This is a genomic window from Streptomyces sp. SAS_272, assembly GCF_052543235.1.
The window spans coordinates 132,612-151,277 of the sequence record NZ_JBMNDR010000001.1; the positions used below are offsets into that span (position 1 = coordinate 132,612).

Here is an 18,666-nt window from a genome sequence, read left to right on the forward strand (position 1 = left end):
ATATTGCACACGTTGTGCCTGTCGTCACATCCCCCGTTTCCCCAGACTTCAGGGCAAGCCCGCAGGCACGACCCCTGCAAGGAGTGCAGAGTGTCAGCTCAACGCAAGACCATCAAGGCTCCTGTCGCCGTGAAGACGGCACGGACCAGCCGTCCGGAAATCGTCGAGACCGTCGCGGACGTGATCGCCGACGTACGGGCCAACGGAGACGCCGCCGTGCGCCGCTGGTCGCAGAAGTTCGACGACTGGGGTCCGGAGTCCTACCGGCTCGGACCCGACGAGATCGCCTCGGTCGTCTCCTCCGTCCCCGAGACCGTCCTCGACGACCTGCGCTTCGTCCAGAAGCAGGTCCGCGGCTTCGCACAGGCCCAGCGTGACTCCCTCACCGACTTCGAGGTGGAGACGCTGCCCGGAGTGTTCCTGGGGCAGCGCAACATCCCCATCGGCGCAGCCGGCGCCTACGTGCCCGGTGGGCGCTATCCCCTCACGGCGTCGGCTCACATGACCGTCCTGACGGCCAAGGTCGCCGGTGTCGGTCGGGTCGCCGCCACGACCCCGCCGGACCGGGGAGCCCCGCCGCCCGTCAGCATCGCCGCGATGCACCTGGCCGGGGCCGACGAGATCTACGTCATGGGCGGGGTCCAGGCCGTGGCCGCCCTGGCCCTGGGCACCGAGACGATCGACGCGGTCGACATGCTCGCGGGGCCCGGCAACGCCTACGTGGCGGAGGCCAAGCGCCAGCTCTTCGGCGAGGTCGGCATCGACCTCTTCGCCGGACCGACGGAGGTGCTGATCGTCGCCGACGGCACCGCGGACCCGTTCGTGGTGGCGACGGACCTGCTGTCCCAGGCCGAGCACGGACCCGACTCCCCGACGGTGCTCATCACGACGTCCGAGGAGGTGGGCACGCGGACCGTCGCCTGGGTGGACGAGCTGCTGCCCGGCCTGTCCACCGGAGAGGTCGCCGGCCGAGCCTGGCGCGACCACGGCGAGGTGATCGTCGTCCCCACCCTGGACGCCGCCTACGCACTCGCCGACGAGTACGCCAGCGAGCACGTCCAGATCCTCACCGCCGAGCCCCGCGAGGCCCTGCACCGGATGCGCAACTACGGCGCCCTGTTCCTCGGGGACAAGACGTGCGTCGCGTACGGCGACAAGGTCATCGGCACCAACCATGTGCTGCCCACCCTGGGCGCGGCCCGCTACACCGGCGGTCTCTGGGTCGGCAAGTACCTCAAGACCGTCACCTACCAGGAGATCAGGGACGCCGGGTCCAGTGCCCGGCTCGGCGAGATCTGCGGCAGGGCCTCGCGCATCGAGAACTTCGAGGGACACGCGCGCTCCGGTGACGTCCGCGCCGCGCGCTACGGATCGGCCCCGCTGGACTGGGCCGACCACGCCTTCGAGCAGAGCTGATCCGCGATGACGGATCGCGCCTTATGCCGGCCCGCTGAAGCGGCCCGGCAGCCGTTCGACAAGGAGCACGTCCCCCTCGACCCACGGAGATCGTCATGTCAGCCACCGACAACGAGGCGCACACCGCGCCTCCATCCACCCCCAGAAGCCCCTCCGCCGGGGCCGCGAGCCCCGTCTCCTCGGCCGCGGACGCGGAACTGCTCGCCGTACTGGGCTACGAGCAGAAGTTCGACCGGAAGGTCAGCCTGTGGGGCAACTTCGCCCTGGGCTTCGTGTACCTCTCGCCCCTCGTGGGTGTCGTGTCCCTCTTCGCGGTCGGTCTGGCGACGGCCGGGGGACCGTCCATCTTCTGGATAGGCATCGTCGGGGCCGGGCAGTTCCTGGTCGCGCTGGTCTTCGGTGAGGTCGTCTCGCAGTTCCCGCTCGCCGGCGGGCTGTACCAATGGGTGAGACGGCTGTGGAACGGGCGCTACGCGTGGTTCAACGCGTGGATCTACATCTGCACCATCACCATCGGTATCACCAGCACCGCGCTCTTCAGCTCGGACTTCCTGGCCAGCCTCTTCGCGGGAACAACCGACGCGCCCGGCATCAGCTCCACCCCCGCCCAGCGTCTGTGGATCGCGATCGGTATGACCGTCGTCTGCCTGATCTGCAACTGTTTCGGCACCAGGACCCTGGCTCTGATCTCGAAGATCGGACTCGCCGCGGAACTGATCGGCATCGTTCTCGTGGGCTTCTACCTGCTGATCTTCGAACGGCACAACTCCGTCTCGATCTTCTTCCAGACCAGCAGCTCCAACCACGACAACTACCTCGTGGCCTTCGTCGCCGCCTCGCTCGTCGGACTCTTCCTCTTCTACGGCTTCGAGGCGTGCGGCGAGATCGCTGAGGAGGTCCCCAATCCCTCCCGCAGCATCCCGCGGGCCATGCAGCTGACCGTGGCCGTCGGTGGAGTGGCCGCGCTCCTCGCGTTCGTCGGGTACGCGCTCGCCGCTCCCGACCTCGGCTCGATCCTCTCGGGCAAGGACACCAACCCGATCCCCTCGATCCTGCAGAGCTCGCTCGGCATCGTGGGGACGAAGGCGGTGCTCACGGTCATCATCACGTCCTTCATCGCCGGTGTGATGAGCCAGCAGGCCGCCGCCAGCCGGATCGTCTTCTCCTTCGCCCGCGACGACATGTTCCCGGGCTCCCGCGTCTTCTCGAAGATCTCCCGCAAGCACCGCGTCCCCATGAACGCGTTGCTGGCCGTGAACGTCGCGCCGCTGCTGATCTACGTGTTCGTCTACTTCTCGCCCGACTCCCTCACCAAGATCGTGTCGTTCCAGGTGCTGGCCGGATACGCGGCGTTCATGATGGTCGTACTGGCCGCTCTGCGGATGCGTCTCAAGGGCTGGCGTCCCGCCGGAGCCTGGACCCTCGGCCGCTGGGGCTTCGTGGTGAACGTGGCGGCCCTGGTGTACGGCGTGCTCGGGATGATCCTGCTCGCCCTGCCCACCGGCGGTGCGGGGACCTCGTTCGTGGACCAGTGGATCGCACTCGTCGGCTTCCTCCTGGTCTCGGCGGTGGGCCTGGTGTACCTGCTGACCATGAAGCCGGACCGCAAGTCCACCGCGCCGGAAGGCGACGCCATGGAGGTGGCCGAGCGCCTGCGCAGCCGCGCCGCTGTCCTTGAGAGCACGACCGGAGGGAACCCCGCATGACACGCGTCCTGTATCTGTACGGAGGCTGGCCGGGGCACAAGCCCTACCAGGTGGCCGAGGAATGGGCCCTGCCGATCTTCAAGAACCTCGGCTTCGACGTCGACGAGACCAACGACGTCTTCTCCCTCGACGCCGACCTCACCGGCTACGACCTCATCGCCCTCAACTGGAACAACGCCCTGCTGTCCGAGGGGCTGACCACAGCCCAGGAGTCGAACCTGCTGAGGGCGGTGGAGAACGGCACCGGGATCGCCGCCTGGCACGGCGCGGCCGCCGCGTTCCGCACCAGCCTCAAGTACCACTGGCTCCTCGGCGGCAGCTTCCTCGAACACCCCGCAGGCGAAGGCGTGAAATACCCCTACGAGGTCACCGTCACGGACACCGGCCATCCCGTCACCGCCGGGGTCAAGGACTTCCGGGTCGCCTCCGAGCAGTACTACATGTCCGTCGACCCCAACAACCACGTCCTGGCCGAGACCGCCTTCACCGGAGAACACCTGCCGTGGCTGGAGGGAAAGACGATCCCTCAGGCATGGACCCGCACCTGGGGCGAGGGCCGGGTCTTCTACAGCGCGGTCGGACACGACCTGGACGACCTCCAGAACCCGGACGTCACCCGCCTGTGCACCCAGGGCTTCGCCTGGGCCGCCCGTCAGAACGTCTGACCCCTGACTCCACCGTCCGACCCGAGCTGATCGGAAACCCACCATGCCCGTCCTCACCGGAGGCCAGATCGTCGCGCGGACCCTGCGCAACTACGGGGTCGACGTCGTAGCCGGCATCCCCGGCCACGGCATCTGGTCACTGACCGACGCCTTCCTCGACGACGAGTCCAGGATCCCCTTCATCCAGACCTTCCACGAGCAGAGCGCCGTCCACCTCGCCGACGGCTACTACCGCGTCACCGGCCGCCCGCAGGCCGCGGTGACCTCCATCGGCGCCGGCGCGAGCAACACCGTCATCGGCATGGGCACCGCGTTCACGGACTCCACCAGCGTGCTCGTGGTCACCGGCGGCCCGCCGACCCACATGCGCGGCCACGGACTGCTCCAGGAACTCGACCGCTACACGGCCAACGACTTCCCCAAAGTCGCCGAGGCCGTCAGCAAACGGCACTGGGTCGTCACCCGGGTCGAGGAACTCCCCTTCGTCCTGCACCGCTGTTTCAACTCCATGCTGACCGGCCGCCCGGGCCCCGTGCACCTCGAAGTCCCCATGGACGTACAGGCCGAGGCCGCGAACGTCGAACTCCACGACCTGGAGCGCCGTATCCCGGTGGGCCGCCAGCACCCCGACCCGGAAGCCGTGGACCGCGCGGTCGACGTGCTGCGCGCGGCCACCCGGCCGGTCATCGTGGTCGGCGGCGGTGCGATCACCTCCGAGGCCTCCGACCAGGTCCTCGCGCTCGCCGAGAAGTGGCAGATCCCGGTCGTCACCACGTGGAACGGCAAGAGCGCCTTCCCCGAGGACCACGAGCTGTTCGCCGGCAGCGTCGGCCAGACCGGCACGATGACCGGCAACGCGATCGCCAGCTCAGCCGACGTCGTCATCTCGATCGGCTGCCGCTTCACCGACTGGTCCGCCTCCAGCTACGCCAAGGGCATCAGCTTCTCGATCCCGCCCGCGAAGCTCATCCACATCGACATCGACCCGCACGAGATCGGCAAGAACTACCCCGCCGAGGTGGGCATCGTCGCGGACGCCCAGCGGGCCGTGGCCGCCATCGTCGACTCCCTGCCCTCCCAGGGCGCCGACCGCTCCGAGTACCTCGCCGAACTCGCAAGCCTCAAGCGGGACTGGGAGGAGAAGCTCGCCGGCCGCCGCGACAGCGACCGCTTCCCGTTCACCTCACAGCGTCCGCTCGGCGCCCTGCGCAACGTGCTCCCGCGTGACGCGATCATCGTCGCGGGCTCGGGCAACACCCAGGGTGCGGTCAAGCAGACCTTCCCGGTCTACTCGCCGCGCACCCACCTCACCTCCGGCGGCTTCTCCTCCATGGGCTGGGCGATCCCGGCCGCCGTCGGCGCCAAGCTGGCCCGGCCGGAGAGCCCGGTCGTGTGCGTCCTCGGCGACGGCGACTTCCTGATGACCTCCCAGGAGATCGCCCTGAGCGTCACCGCCGGCGCACCGGTGATCTTCGTCGTCCAGAACAACGCGGGTTACATGTCGATCCGCGGCGGCCAGCGCAAGCAGACCTCGCGCCACATCGGCACCGAGTTCTCGCACCCCGACGGATCGCCGTACAGCCCCGACTTCGCGGCCATGGGCCGGGCCTTCGGGATCGAGTCGTGGAAGGTGAACGACGCCGCCTCCCTGGAGCCGACGCTGCGCAAGGCGGTCCAGTCCGGGGCCCCCGCCTTGATCGAGGTCCCCACGGACCGCGACGCCGCGGGCCCCTGGGTCCCCGGCTGGTGGGACTTCCCGATCCCGGCGTACATCACGGACGAGCGACAGGAGGAGTACAGCCGTACTCGGGCCACCGAGCAGCACCTCTGACGGTTGGCCCGCTGGTTGCCGGCGGCCGTGGCTCATGGCCGGGTCGACCGACCGTGCGGTCACCGCGACGGCACATGTCGACGATCCCGGCCTTGCCGCAGTGCACAGTCCGAGCAGCCGGCCGGCCTCGTCACCGAACGGGAGCGTCACGCCGGAGAGCTGCTGCGCCGGTGTGCGCTCTCCTCCAGCGCAGCCCGGACGCAGGGGGCCGCGTCCGGCCTGGACATCTGCCTCCATGTCGTACGCAAGGACCACGGCAGCGAGCTCGCCAACCGGGTGGCGCGGCGCTGCGTCGTACCGCCGTGGCGGGAGGGCGGCCAGGCGCAGTACATCGAGCAGCCCGTGCCCGACCCGTCCTCGGCGGGAACGGCGGCGACCCGGCAGTGGGCCCTGGAACGCCTCGACGAGCCGCTGACGCTCGCGGATCTGGCCGGGCACGCGCGGATGAGCGCACGGACCTTCGCACGCCGCTTCCAGGAGGAGACCGGCACCAGCCCCGGACGCTGGTTCATCCAGCAACGGGTCCACCGGGCACGGCAGTTGCTCGAGTCCAGCGATCTGTCCGTGGACCAGATCGCCGGCGAGGTGGGCTTCGCGACGGGAGCCTCGCTGCGACAGCATCTGCACGCGGCGATCGGGGTGTCCCCGCTGGCATACCGCCGTACGTTCCGTACGGCGCCGACGGGCCCGGGTCCCCTGTGAGCCAGGCCCCGAAACCGGGTCCTGGGCGTCCGGGTCCTGGGCGTCCAGGACCTGTGCTTCCGGGTCCTGGGCGGCATCGGGCCGGTCGTGGGGGCATACCCCGCCGGGCTCCGTGCCGGCGGGGTACGGCTGCCGCTCGGCGGTCACCGTGCCTGTCGGCGTGGGCGTCGGCGACCGTCTCGCGGCGGATGTGCGGTCAGCGGTCGAGGAAGGTGTTCACCTCGGTGCCGAACTTGACGGCGTACTGGTAGAGGAACCCGTGGCCGGCGTCCGGGTAGATGTGCAACCGGGCGTCGGGGAGGTGCTCGGACAGCAGGCGGGAGTTCTCGACGGGCATCAGGATGTCGCTCTCGCCGTCGGCGACCAGGACGGGCTGGAAGAGGGACTTCAGGCGGACCAGCTTGGACTTGTCGGTGATGCCCCACTCGGACCACGCGGTGAGCTGGTGATCGCGGGTGGCGAGGCTGGTGGGGGCGTCGGGGCCGGTGGTGCGCTGCCCGAGGCGTTGCAGGAACTCCTTCCCCGCGGCCTGGCTGGTGGGGGTGTTCTTGAAGAAAAGGAAGAGGTAGTCCTCGGGGCCGGGGTTGTCCTTCAGGCTGTGCCGCAGGATGTCGGGGTCGGTGGCGCGCTGGTCCACTCCGCCCAGGACGCCGGCGCCTCCATGGAGCAGGTCGCCGAGGCGGCGGGACCCGCCCGGATCACCGTTCACCGCCGGTTCGCGAACCGGCAGGCACTGCTGGAGGCACTCGCCGTCTCCGCGAAGCGGCAGCTCGTCGACGCCCTCGAGGAAGCCCGGCCGCAGGCCGCTCCCGCACTCGTGGCGCTGCACCGAGTGACGGCGAACGTCCTCCGCGTCAAGAACACCTGGCGCTTCACCCTCCGTCACGCCACGGCTCACACCCCCGCAGCCGCCGCCCTCCGCGAGGAGATCGACACCCACACCGTCGACCTCATGAACCGGGCGCAGCGCGAGGGGCTGATCGCCTCGGATGCAGACCTGGCGTGGACGCGGCAGGTGTACTACGCCCTCCTCGGCGAAGCCGTCGACAGGCCCGGCGCGGAGCAGGACCCTGCCGCACAGGATCCGGACGCAATGGCCACGCTCGTCATCGACGCACTCCTGCACGGCGCGGGCCCCGCGGCTGAGTCGTGCGGTCGGAGCCTTGGGAGCGTTGCCGGCCGACGAGGGAGGGGAGGGGGACGGTCGTGGCCTCGTCGGCCGCGTAGGCGGCCGGGGTGGGACCGCGGCTTCGATCAGTCCGTCTTCGTCGACGGCGGCGAGGTCGGGGAGAGGGCCTGTTCGGCCCAGATGGTCTTGCCGGTGTACGTCTGTCGAGTGCCCCAGCCCTGGGTGAGCTGAGCGACGAGGAGCAGGCCGCGGCCGCCTTCGTCGAAGGTGCGCGCCCGGCGCAGATGGGGACTGGTGTTGCTGGCGTCGGAGACCTCGCAGATGAGGTTGCGGTCGCGGATGAGCCGGAGCTGAATGGGGGCGCCGCCGTAACGGATGGCGTTGGTGACGAGTTCGCTGACCACCAGTTCGGTGACGAAGGCGGCCTCGTCCAGGCCCCAGGCGGCCAGCTGCCGGGTGGCGTCCTTGCGGGTCCGGGCGACCGCTGAGGGATCGGGCGGCACGTCCCAGGTGGCGACATGGGCCGCGTCCAGGGCGCGGGTGCGGGCCATCAGCAGCGCCACGTCATCGGCGGGGTGGTCCGGGAGAAGCGTTCGGAGCACGGTGTCGCAGGTGCTCTCCAGGGAGGGCGCCGGCCGGGCCAGCACCTTGCGCAGTGCGTCGAGACCTTCGTCGATGTCGCGGCCGCGGGCCTCGATGAGGCCGTCGGTGTACAGCGCGAGGATGCTTCCCTCGGGCAGCTCGATCTCGGTGACCTCGAAGGGCAGGCCGCCCAGCCCCAGCGGCGGGCCCGCAGGAATGTCCGGGAACACGACGGCGCCGTCCGGGGTCGCCAGCGCGGGCACGGGGTGGCCCGCGCGAGCCATGGCGCAGCGCCGGGAGACCGGGTCGTAGACGGCGTACAGGCAGGTCGCGCCGATGTCGCCGACGACGCCGTTCGCGCTTTCGGCCTCGGCGGACAGGTGGATGACCATGTCGTCGAGGTGGGTCAGCAGCTCGTCGGGCGGAAGGTCGACGTCGGCGAGGGTGCGTACGGCGGTACGCAGTCGTCCCATGGCGGCCGAGGCCTGGATGCCGTGGCCGACGACGTCGCCGACGACGAGCGCGACCCGGGCGCCGGACAGCGGGATCACGTCGAACCAGTCGCCGCCGACGCCGGCTTGCGCACTGGCGGGGAGGTAGCGGGAGGCGACGTCGACGGCGGCCTGCGGGGGCAGCCGCTGCGGCAGGAGGCTGCTCTGAAGAGTGAGGGAGTTGCGGCGCTCGCGGCTGTAGCGGCGGGCGTTGTCGATGCAGACGGCGGCCCTGGCGGTGATCTCCTCGCCCAGGAGCAGGTCGTCCTGCGCGAAGGGCTCCGGGTGCCGGTGGCGGGAGAAGGTGGCCACGCCGAGGGTGATGCTGCGGGCGCGCATCGGCACGGCCAGCACGGAGTGGAAGCCGTAGTGGCGCATCCGCTCGGCCCGGTCCGGGGTCTGGCTCGCCACCCGGTCCATCGCGGAAGCCGTCACGTTCTCGATCAGCGGCCGGCCGGTGGTCAGGCACCTGGCCGCGGTCGAATCGTCGGGGTACGCGGCCACGGTTCCGCGTTCCACCACGACCTCGGGGCAGCCCTCCAGGACGGACTGGTAGGCGACGCGGCGCAGCATGACGGGGCTGGGCGGCGAGCCGGCGCGCGGATCGTCGCCGCCCTCGATGGCGGGAAGCAGGTCGACGGTGACGAAGTCCGCCAGTTGGGGGATGGCCACGTCGGCGAGTTCCTGCGCGGTCCGGGCGAGGTCCAGGGTGCTGCCGATGCGGATGCTGGCCTCGTTGAGCAGGGCCAGGCGCCCTCGGGCCAGGTACTCCTCGGTCACGTCGTAAGCGGAGAGGAGCACTCCCCGTATCGTTCCCTCGGCGTCCCGCACGGGGGTGAGGAGGGTCGTCCAGACGCTCTCGCTCTCATGGCCCGCCAGGTGCAGGGACTGCTGCAGATGCTGCTGTTCGCCGGTCTCCAGCGCCCGCCGCATGCACTGTTCCGTCCGGTCGCTCTCCGGGTCGACCACGATCTCCGATACGCGCAGCCCCTGCATCGCCGCTTCGGGCAGACCGATCACCAGCTCCATGTTCGCGTTCGCCCGCCGTAGCCGCAGGCCGGTGTCGTAGAGCGCCGTCGTCATCGGGGACCGGGTGAACGCCCACGTCACCAGCGCTTCGTCGGGGAGCGGCGACGCCGGCCGGGCCAGGGGGGAGACCAGGAGCCACTCGCCGCGACCCGTCTTTTCGCCGTCGGGCTCCCGGCGGTGGGCCAGCAGGTTCACTGCGAGGCGGTGGCCGTCCCGGTGCCGGAGAGTCGCCGTCCCGTTCCACCTCGGCAGCGTGTTCAGCGAACGAAGCGTCTCGGCGGGCGGCTCCCCTGCGAGCAGCGACGCCGCGGGCCGGCCGATGACCTCCGTGGACGGGTATCCGAGCAGCTGCCGCGCTCCCTCGCTCCACCCGGTCACGATGCCGTGCGCGTCCACGCGGGCTCCGGCGGTGGCCGACTCGTCGATGGGGTCGTCCGGCCGCCACGCCGCCCGGTCGCCGCCGGCGGTGTCAGAACCCGTCATCGCGTTCATCCGCCCTCACTTCGGTCTTTCCACCGTGCGTCCCGGCCCGGCCACGAGCAACCTACGGGGAGATGGTCGGACATATATGCTCGATAAGGGCGTTAAACCTAAAAGATAGACCAATCCACCGGGGCTGGAGGGTCGTGCCATGACCGTCACCGACGACGAGACGTGGCCGGACGCGGCCGAATGGACCGGGAAGATCTACAGCGGCGGTTGGCGGCAGCCCGAGGGCGGTGTTCAGCCGGTGAACGAACCCGCCACGGGGGAGCGGCTGGCCGAGGTGGGCGTCGCAGCGCCCGCGGATGTCGCCCGGGCCGGGACCCAGGCCGCCCGAGCCCAGCGGGCCTGGGCCGCGACGGCGCCCCAGGAGCGCGCCGAGGTCCTGCTCTGCGCCGCCCGGGCACTGCGCGACAACCGCGGAGCGATCCGCGAGTGGATCGTCAGGGAGTCCGGAGGCGTCCCGGCGAAGGGCGACTACGAGATCGCGGCCGGACTCAGCCAGCTTGCGCAGGCCGCCGGTCTGGCGTCGCTGCCCCGCGGCGAGATCCTGAGCCCGCCTGCGCCCGCCCAGACCAGTTACGCCTGGCGGGTACCCCTGGGGGTGGTCGGCGTCATCAACCCCTGGAACGCCCCCCTGCTGTTCGCCATGCGGGCCCTGGCGCCCGCGCTGGTGCTGGGCAACGCCGTTCTGCTCAAGCCCGACCCCCATACGCCGGTGTCCGGCGGTGTCGTCGTGGCGCGGCTGTTCGAGGAGGCCGGACTGCCCGAGGGGCTGCTCCACGTCCTGCCCGGAGGCACCGGCACCGGTGAGGCGGTCGTGGCCGATCCCCATGTCGCCATGGTCGTCTTCACCGGCTCCACCGCGGCGGGACGGGCGGTCGCGCGCGCCGCGGGCGACGGGCTCAAGCGGGTGGCCCTGGAACTGGGCGGCAAGAACTCGATCGTCGTGCTCGACGACGCGGACATCGACTCCGCGGCGGCGGCCGGGGCGATGAGCTCCTTCGGCTATCAAGGGCAGGCCTGCGTCACCGCCGGACGTCATCTGGTGCACGCCGACGTCGTGGAGTCCTACACGCAGGCGCTGATCAGGCAGGCCGACGAGCTGCGGGTCGGCGACCCGCGCGAGGAGGGCGTGGCCCTCGGCCCGGTGATCAGCGAGCGCCAGGCCGCGAGGATCGAACGCATCGTGGACGAGAGCGTGGCCGCCGGTGCACGGGTGCTGGCGGGCGGACGCCGCGACGGGCTGTTCTACCCGCCCACCGTCGTGGACCGCGTCGAGCGGACCATGCCCGCCTTCACCGAGGAGATCTTCGGGCCGGTCGCGCCCGTCGTCGCGTTCCGTACCGACCATGAGGCCGTCGAGATCGCCAACGACACCGAATACGGCCTCACAGCGGCTGTGCACTCCGGTTCGACGGCGAGGGCCGCGGCCGTCGCCGAGCAGTTGCGCACCGGCATGGTGCACCTCAACGACGTCTCCGCCAAGGATGCCGCGAACGCCCCCTTCGGCGGGATGGGAGCGTCGGGCAACGGCTCCCGCATCGGCGGCACCGCCAACCTGGAGCAGTTCACCCAGTGGCGCTGGATGACGGTCCCGGGCTCCGTGTGACTGCGGGACCTCGGCAGGCCGTGGAGACCGGAGGCCCCGACGGCCTGTGCGGCCCGACGGCCTGTGCGGCCCGACGGCCTGTGCGGTCCGTACGGCCCGTGCGGGCTGCACGGACCGCACGGACCGCACGAAGGGTCCCCCCGACCCGACCCGACCCGACCCGACCCCCGACCCGACCCGGCCCGGCCCGGCCCGACCGCCCGACCGCCCCTTACGGACTCAGCCGGCGCCCTCGGGCAGTGGTTCGTCCAGGACCGGCCCACCCGGAACGGTTCGGTCCTAGGCGCGGGCCGCCCGCACCGCATGTCGGTTCCGGCACCCGATCTCGGCGGCGAGCCGGGCAGGCAGGCTGCCGCAGATGCCTGCCCGGCTCCGACACCGCTCGAGATCACGCCGCTGCAGGAGCCGCTCCGCGGTGTGCGACCTGGTGACGGGAGCTCACCAGGCGGTGTCGCCGCAGGCGCCGGCCCCGGTGCTGTAGTTGTGGACGCAGACCCGCGAGCCGGCGTTGGCGCCGTTCCAGTGGAAGCCGGTCGAGGCGCTGGTGTTGATCACCTCGTAGCCGTCGGACACGGACTTGTAGTCGTACGAGCCGATGACCTTGCGCTCCAGCCACATGACGCAGTCCGCACCGTTCCAGGACTGCACGAGCCCCTGGACGTAGCCGTCGGTGGACCTGCGGTTCATCCAGCCCTTGCAGCTCCCGACCGTGACGTCCTTGCCGGAGATGTAGTCGATGGACTGGACGCCGGCGGAGGACCTGGGCGTCGCAGCCTGGGCCTGGCTGATGCCGCCCAGCGAGGCGGCCAGGGCCACGCCCGAGAGGAGCGCGCCCGTCCGTACGGCCCACTTCACGCTTGTCGCTTCGTCGGCTCCTGTGCGATTACGCATGGTGTCTCCTAGGTTCGTCGGCCCGATTGCGAGGACGAGACCAAGGTGCGCGGCCGACCCTCGGCGAACCTTGGACAAACGTTGAATGGGCTGATCGAAGGTGTTGTGCCAGGGTGGCGACGTGAGACTCGGGGGCGTGCTGTGACGGTTGAGTTCGAATTGCTCGGCACTGTCGAGGCGCGTGCGGACGGCCGCGTCATCGATCTGGGCCATGCCCGGCAGCGGTGTGTCCTCGCCGTGCTGCTGGCGGACGCCAACCGCGTCGTTTCGGTGGACCGGCTCGTCGAGCGCGTCTGGGCCGACCGTCATCCGCAGCGGGTCCGCAACACGCTCTACGGCTACCTCTCCCGTCTGCGGCGCGCCCTGGCCGTCTCCGAAGGGGTGGACATCGTCCGGCGATCCGGCGGCTACGTCCTCGACGTCGAGGCGAGCGCAGTGGACCTCCACCGGTTCCGCGACGTCGCCGCGCGGGCCCGCGAGGCCGTGCGCAACGAGCAGGACGAGCAGGCTGCGACCCTGTTCGGGCAGGCACTCGGGCTCTGGCGGGGGGCCGCCTGCGCGGGTCTGGACACCCCCTGGATCAACGCCCTCCGTGACGCCGTGGAACAGGAACGCACTGCCGCCGAACTGGACCACACCGACGTTCGGCTCCGCTGCGGTCACCACACCGGACTGCCGGCCGAGTTATCCCCCCGGGTCGAGGCCCACCCACTGGACGAACGACTGGCCGGTCAGTACATCCTCGCCCTGTACCGCTGCGGTCGCCCGGCCGATGCCCTCAACCACTACGAGCGGACCAGGCTCCTGCTCGCCGAAGAGCTCGGCTGTGACCCCAGCCTCCCGCTGAAACGACTTCACCAGCAGATCCTCGCCTGCGATCCCGCACTGAACGTCCAGGCCGCCCGCCTCGCCGTCAGACATACGCCGGGATCGGCGCCCGCCCTCTCGCCGCGCCCGTCACCCGCGCCCGCCGCACGGGACGGCGGCGTCCTGCCCGGTCCGCCGACCCCGCGGCCGACCCGGACGAGCGGTCGTCTGATCGGGCGGGCAGCGGAGTTGACGGTCCTCGACCGTGCGATCGAGGACGCCCTGGCCGGTGCGCCGGGGGTGGTGGAGGTGGTCGGGGAACCGGGCATCGGAAAGACACGGCTGCTCGCCGAACTCGGCGAGCGTGCGGGACGGCGCGGCTTCGTGACCCTGGCCGGACGCAGCGTGGAGTTCGACCGGGCTCCGTACGGTGCGTTCGTGGACGCGTTGGACGACCACCTCGCCAGTGTGGACTTCCACCGGCTCCGGCAGGTCGGATCGTCTTTTGGCGCGTTCGCTCTGCTGAGCACGGTCTTCCCCGCACTCTGTGATCGTTTCCCGGCCGGGCCGGAGCCGGTGACGGCGGAACGTTACTGGTTGCACCGGGCGGTGCGGACGATGCTGGAGACGCTGAGTGCCGCCGGCGGGCTCGTGCTCAGCCTGGACGACCTGCAGTGGACGGACGACGGTACAGCCGAGCTGATCGACCATCTGGTACGGCACCCGCCGCGAACGCCGCTGCTGCTCGCCCTCGCCTACCGTCCCCGACAGGCGCCGCCACGACTGGCCGCGGCGCTGGCCCGGGCAGGAGCGGAGGGACGAGCGGCCAGGGTCGAGTTGGGTCCGCTGTCCCCGGCGGAGGGAGCGGAACTGTGCGGGGCCAGGGCAGATCACTGGCGCTTCCGACGACTGTACGAGGCCGGCGGCGGCAACCCGTTCTACCTGGAGGCGCTGACCCGAAGCGCAGCGAACGGAAGCCCGCCGGCGGCCCAGGTCGTCCCGGCGCCCGTCGCCGACGATCTGCCTCCGTCGGTGCGGGCCGCACTGCTGGAGGAGCTGGGCGGTCTGTCGGCCACAGGGCGGGTCTGTGCGCAGGCGGCCGCGGTGCTCGGCGACTCTTTCGACGCCGACATGGTGGCAGTCGTGGCACAGACCGGTGAGGCACAGGCACTTGCCGCCCTGGACGAGGTCGCGGAGCGGGACCTCATACGCCAGATCGGCTCCGCGCGCCAATTCCGGTTCCGCCATCCGCTGGTGCGGGCGGCGGTGTACCAGGGTGCGGGCGCCGGTTGGCGGATCGAGGCGCACACGCGGGCCGCGCACGGCCTGGCGCTGCACGGCGCGCCGCTGACCGCCCAGGCGTCGCACATCCAGCGTTCGGCGCGAGTCGGAGACGAACACGCCGTCGACGTGCTGGTTCGGGCCGCCCGCCAGATGATGACGATCGCACCGGCCACTGCCGCGCATTGGACGCAGGAAGCCTTGCGATTGCTCGGCGAGCAGAGCCGACTGCGGCCGGAACTGTGGCTCCAGCAGGCCACCGCGCTGGGCATGGCCGGACGGCTGCGGGAAAGCCGTGACATCCTGCGCACCGCCGCGTCCCTCCTGCCCGCGCGAGCACGGGGCCGACGGGCCCAGGTGATCGCCCTCCGGGCCACCATGGAGTGGGCGCTCGGCCGGTACGAAAAGGCCACCGCTCTCCTGCTGCGGGAGTTGGCGGACCACGACGGCCGGGTGGAGCCGGAAACCGTCACCCTCGAGTTGGGGGTCGCGGTGGTGGCGCTCCGTACGCACGACTTCTCCACGGCCGTCGACTGGGGCGAACGCGCGTTGCACTCCGCTGAACGTGTCGGCGACCCGCTGCAGACCACCGCGGTTCGCGCTCTCCTGGCACTGGCGCATACGTCGACCGGCGACGCCCGGTCCACCGACTACCTCGACCGTGTGGTGGAAGCAGTCGACGACACCGAGGACCAGCGACTGGCCGGGCGACTGGACACGCTCGTCATGACGGGCTGGGCGGAGATGCTCCAGGAACGCTACGACCCCGCGCTGCGCCATCTCGGCCGAGGCCTGGAATTGTCCCGTCGCACCGGTCAGAGCCTCGTGCTCGCCGATCTGCTCGCGGCCTCCGCCTACGCCCTGATGTGGCTCGGGCGCCTGGACGAGGCGGCGACCTACGCCGAAGACGCCCTGGAGGCGGCGTCGCTCGTCGGCAGCAGCGAGCCGCGCTCGTTGGCCGAGGCGGTGAGCGCGGCGGTCTCGTTGTGGCGGGGAGACTTCGCCGGAGCACTGAAGATCTGTGAGGAGTCACTCGCCACGGCCGGGCCCACGGCGGGCGCGCGCCGGTCGGCGATCGTCGGGATGCTCGGCCACACGCTGTTGCTCAACGGTGATCCGCAAGGCTGTGTCAGCAAGGTGCTCGAAGCGGGCGGCGGTCCGCACCTGTCCCGGTTCGAAGCCATGGTCCGTCCGATGTGGTTCCGGCTGCTGACCGGGGCGGAACTGGCTCTGGGGGACGTGGCAGCCGCCGAGGCGTGGGCCGACCGCGCAGCGGCCGCCTGCGCAGTCCCTGACGGGCCGTCCGGTCGGCGCGGGTTCGTGTTGCTGGCCCGCGCGGAGGTACAACTCGCCCGGCAGAACCCGGCAGCGGGCCCGACCGCGTGCCGGGCCGCTGCCGAGTTCCGCGCGGCCCGGATGCCCCTCAACGAGGCCATGGCCCGCCTGACGGCAGGTACCGCGCTGTCTGCCTCCGGCCGTGAGGCCGAAGGACTCGCGCAGTTGGAACAGGTGAAGGCCCTGTCGGTTGCCTGCGGGGCCCTCGCCGTGTCCCAAATGGCTGATCACGAACACCGGCGAATCGCGTCGACGGGACAGGACGGGGCACGGTGACTGATCACCCCGGGGACCGGCAGGCCGTCCACCGGGGAGCCCTGTCCCCTGGTACGGCTCGAAAACCGCGGGGGAGCGGCAGGCTACGTCCCCCGCGAGCAGCTCGCGGAGCCGGTCCCGGTCCGGCTCCGCGACGGTCTGATGCGATGCGTCAGGCAGGCTGGGCGGCGGAGTGCGCCTCCGGGGCGGGGGCGGGGGCGGGGCTCGGGGGCTCGGAGGGGTGGGGGTAGGAGGCCGACCGGTGCTGGAAGGAGAGGATCTTCGGGTTCAGGACGACGCCGTCGAGGATCTCGATGGCCTTGCCGACCGTGGCGTCGGCCGCCCAGGCCGCAGGGCCGCTCATGACCTTGCGCAGATAGGGCAGGAGTGCCTCGCTGATCTCCCACGTGGCCGAGTTCCACAGGTGGGACGGACTGTGGTCCACCGCGTAGTAGTGGCAGCCCGGCCCCACCGTGGGCATCGGCTCGCCGAAGGTGGTCGGACGGGCCCACGCGAAGCCCATGCCCGCGTCGCAGGCGACGTCGATGAAGAAGGTGCCCGACCGGAACAGGGCGAGTTCCTCGTCGTCGACGAAGGTCAGCGGCGCGTCGGTGTCCTGCCGGACGCAGTTGACGATGATGTCGAACCCGCTGAGGTACTCCGCGAGCGGCACGGGGCCGGCCGGGGTGAGTGCGCGCAGGCGCGACGGATCGTCCTCGTCCTCCTCGAAGTGGCTCATCACGACCGACGGCATCGGCGAGGCCACGGCCGCCGCGGCGCGTTGGGTGAGCACGGTGACGTCGGAGACCCCCATGGCGCCCAGGCCCGTGACCGCTCCGCGCGCCGTGGCGCCGAAGCTGATGACCACGGCGCGCAGACGTCGCCCGTAGCTGCCGGTCAGGCCGCCGAGCTGCAGGGCGTGCAGCACCGAGCAGTAGCCTGCGAGCTCGTTGTTCTTGTGGAACACATGGACGCTGAAAGCGCCTGTGGACGTCCAGTGGTTCATGGCCTCCCAGGCGATGAAGGTCAGCCGTCGGTCGATGCCGGACTGGGTCATCGTCTCGTCCTGCACACAGTGCGGCCATCCCCACAGCACCTGGCCCTCGCGCAGGTCGGCGACGTCGTCGTGCGTGGGTTTGGGCAGCAACAACACGTCGCACTCGGCGAGGAGTCGCTCGCGGGAGCGCAGGCCCGCCACGAGCGGTCCGAGCGCGTCGTCGGCGAAGCCGAACCGTTCGCCGTAGCCCTGTTCGAGGAAGATCCTCTCGCGTACGTCCGGGGCGATCCGGTCGAGGTGGGCGGGGTGCAACGGCAGGCGGAACTCGTTCTCCTTGCGGGAGGAGGCGAGCACTCCGAGACTCATCAGGCTCATACGCTTCCTCGTCATTTCGTTCGCTGCGCTCTTGGCGTGCTCGTCGTGGCTGACCGGGCTCCGGGTCAAGAGCGGTCGGGCCGGTGCCCGAGGACGCGATCGGCCAGCGGGAGGGGCGTCTCGTCCAGACCGTCGACCGACCCGCTCGCGATGCGTGCGCACGTTCCGCGGCAGGCGAGGAGCTGCTTGTCGGCATGGTGTGAAACCACCACCGCCTCCGTGTCGGGTGCGTTGCGGTAGTCGGTGGCGCAGATGAGACAGGCCAGTCCGGAGAGGACTTCCGCGGTCGGTTCGGGACGGCCGCGACGGCGGCCGGAAATCGAGTCCTGTGAATACATGCGTCTCGCATCCTCTTGATCGGTTCAGAGCCGTGCTGATCGGTTCGAACGTGCCGACCGGTCCAGGGCCGTGCGAGATGCCGGAACACCTCGGGGTGTCCCGGAAACCGGGAGATCCGCTACCGCGCTGCGCGGGACCGGGTACGGAAGACGGCGTGAGATGGCGAGCCAGGAGTCATGGTGCGGCTCATTTCCGGCCGGATCCGAGGTGACGCCGGCCTGTGCCGATGCCCGAGGGCGGCGGCCCGAGGGCGACGCCGAAACCGATGACGGCGTGCGAGGTGCGCTCGGTGCCGCAACCGTACTCCCTCCGCACCCGGCGTGTGCCGGGACGCCGGACCCCGGAGGCGACTCGCCGGGGCGTCACCGAGCCCTCGCGGGTTCTCCGGACGGGCATCGGGGAGCGGCAGGGAACACGGAGGGACCGCGAGGACGGGAACCTCGGGTGTCCGCGCGGCGGCCCTCCGCTCCGCGTCCGAGGCGCGTCCGCCCTCGCCCGGATCGCTGTACCTTTTCCGGCGAATGCTGACCTAGGGTCCCATGGTTCCCTGGTCATCCCGTTATCGACGGAATGATTCGTGCGGGACGAGGGCCGTCGAGGCGGGTGGCGTTGCCTTCGGATGACGGCAATGTTGCCTGAACCCTTGACGTGCCCGCTCCGGCTGCGTAGATATGTCTGCGCAGTCATGTCAGCGCAGTCATACACCGAACGGACCGCGTTGCCCGACTGTCGGAGATCAG

General features: G+C 71.0%; 12 protein-coding genes and 1 pseudogene. 8 read left to right on the plus strand and 5 right to left on the minus strand.

Features of this window, described 5'->3' with window-relative positions; genetic code table 11:
- The first annotated feature begins 90 nt into the window (after positions 1 to 90).
- The 5 genes and pseudogenes from hisD to ACN6LD_RS00585 all read left to right on the plus strand — a co-directional run.
- Positions 91 to 1,416 carry a histidinol dehydrogenase gene (gene hisD, locus ACN6LD_RS00565; protein ID WP_319189040.1) on the plus strand — a complete coding sequence of 442 codons (1,326 nt, stop codon included), beginning with the start codon at positions 91 to 93 and terminating at the stop codon, positions 1,414 to 1,416.
- 95 nt (positions 1,417 to 1,511) lie between these two features.
- The gene (locus ACN6LD_RS00570; protein ID WP_319189041.1) at positions 1,512 to 3,122 is read left to right on the plus strand and encodes an APC family permease; all 1,611 of its coding nucleotides are present in this window, start codon (positions 1,512 to 1,514) and stop codon (positions 3,120 to 3,122) included.
- Entirely contained in the window at positions 3,119 to 3,787 is a 669-nt protein-coding gene (locus ACN6LD_RS00575; RefSeq protein WP_445042171.1) for a ThuA domain-containing protein, read from the plus strand. The genes ACN6LD_RS00570 and ACN6LD_RS00575 overlap by 4 nt, the downstream gene beginning before the upstream one ends.
- A 43-nt stretch (positions 3,788 to 3,830) precedes the next feature.
- Entirely contained in the window at positions 3,831 to 5,618 is a 1,788-nt protein-coding gene (locus ACN6LD_RS00580; RefSeq protein WP_445042172.1) for a thiamine pyrophosphate-binding protein, read from the plus strand.
- A gap of 204 nt (positions 5,619 to 5,822) precedes the next feature.
- Positions 5,823 to 6,320, plus strand: a pseudogene (locus ACN6LD_RS00585) (GlxA family transcriptional regulator); the annotation flags it as partial.
- A 196-nt stretch (positions 6,321 to 6,516) separates the two neighbouring features.
- On the opposite strand, the gene ACN6LD_RS00590 reads toward ACN6LD_RS00585, so the two are convergent.
- The gene (locus ACN6LD_RS00590; RefSeq protein WP_445042173.1) at positions 6,517 to 6,957 is read right to left on the minus strand and encodes an alpha/beta fold hydrolase; all 441 of its coding nucleotides are present in this window, start codon (positions 6,955 to 6,957) and stop codon (positions 6,517 to 6,519) included.
- A gap of 24 nt (positions 6,958 to 6,981) precedes the next feature.
- On the opposite strand from ACN6LD_RS00590, the gene ACN6LD_RS00595 reads away from it, so the two are divergent.
- Positions 6,982 to 7,680 carry a TetR/AcrR family transcriptional regulator gene (locus ACN6LD_RS00595; protein ID WP_445042174.1) on the plus strand — a complete coding sequence of 233 codons (699 nt, stop codon included), beginning with the start codon at positions 6,982 to 6,984 and terminating at the stop codon, positions 7,678 to 7,680.
- Here ACN6LD_RS00595 and ACN6LD_RS00600 read toward each other — a convergent pair.
- Positions 7,575 to 10,043, minus strand: coding sequence for a SpoIIE family protein phosphatase (locus ACN6LD_RS00600; protein WP_319189050.1), 2,469 nt, complete (start codon positions 10,041 to 10,043; stop codon positions 7,575 to 7,577). The two genes, ACN6LD_RS00595 and ACN6LD_RS00600, sit on opposite strands and share 106 nt — an antisense overlap.
- Before the next feature lie 139 nt (positions 10,044 to 10,182).
- Here ACN6LD_RS00600 and ACN6LD_RS00605 point away from each other — a divergent pair, with 139 nt between their 5' ends.
- Positions 10,183 to 11,646, plus strand: coding sequence for an aldehyde dehydrogenase family protein (locus ACN6LD_RS00605; protein ID WP_445042175.1), 1,464 nt, complete (start codon positions 10,183 to 10,185; stop codon positions 11,644 to 11,646).
- A gap of 438 nt (positions 11,647 to 12,084) precedes the next feature.
- Here the strand turns inward: ACN6LD_RS00605 and ACN6LD_RS00610 are convergent, their stop codons facing one another.
- The gene (locus ACN6LD_RS00610) at positions 12,085 to 12,537 is read right to left on the minus strand and encodes a hypothetical protein (protein WP_319197887.1); all 453 of its coding nucleotides are present in this window, start codon (positions 12,535 to 12,537) and stop codon (positions 12,085 to 12,087) included.
- A gap of 141 nt (positions 12,538 to 12,678) precedes the next feature.
- Here ACN6LD_RS00610 and ACN6LD_RS00615 point away from each other — a divergent pair, with 141 nt between their 5' ends.
- On the plus strand, positions 12,679 to 16,236 hold the full coding sequence (locus tag ACN6LD_RS00615) for a BTAD domain-containing putative transcriptional regulator (RefSeq protein ID WP_445042176.1): 3,558 nt from the start codon (positions 12,679 to 12,681) through the stop codon (positions 16,234 to 16,236).
- Positions 16,237 to 16,387: 151 nt separating this feature from the next.
- Here ACN6LD_RS00615 and ACN6LD_RS00620 read toward each other — a convergent pair whose 3' ends face one another.
- A complete protein-coding gene (locus tag ACN6LD_RS00620; RefSeq protein WP_445042177.1) occupies positions 16,388 to 17,587 on the minus strand; it encodes a N(5)-(carboxyethyl)ornithine synthase in 1,200 nt (399 codons plus the stop codon).
- Between the two features lie 65 nt (positions 17,588 to 17,652).
- Complete coding sequence (locus ACN6LD_RS00625) at positions 17,653 to 17,925, minus strand: hypothetical protein (protein ID WP_319193221.1); 273 nt, start codon at positions 17,923 to 17,925, stop codon at positions 17,653 to 17,655.
- Positions 17,926 to 18,666: the final 741 nt, after the last annotated feature.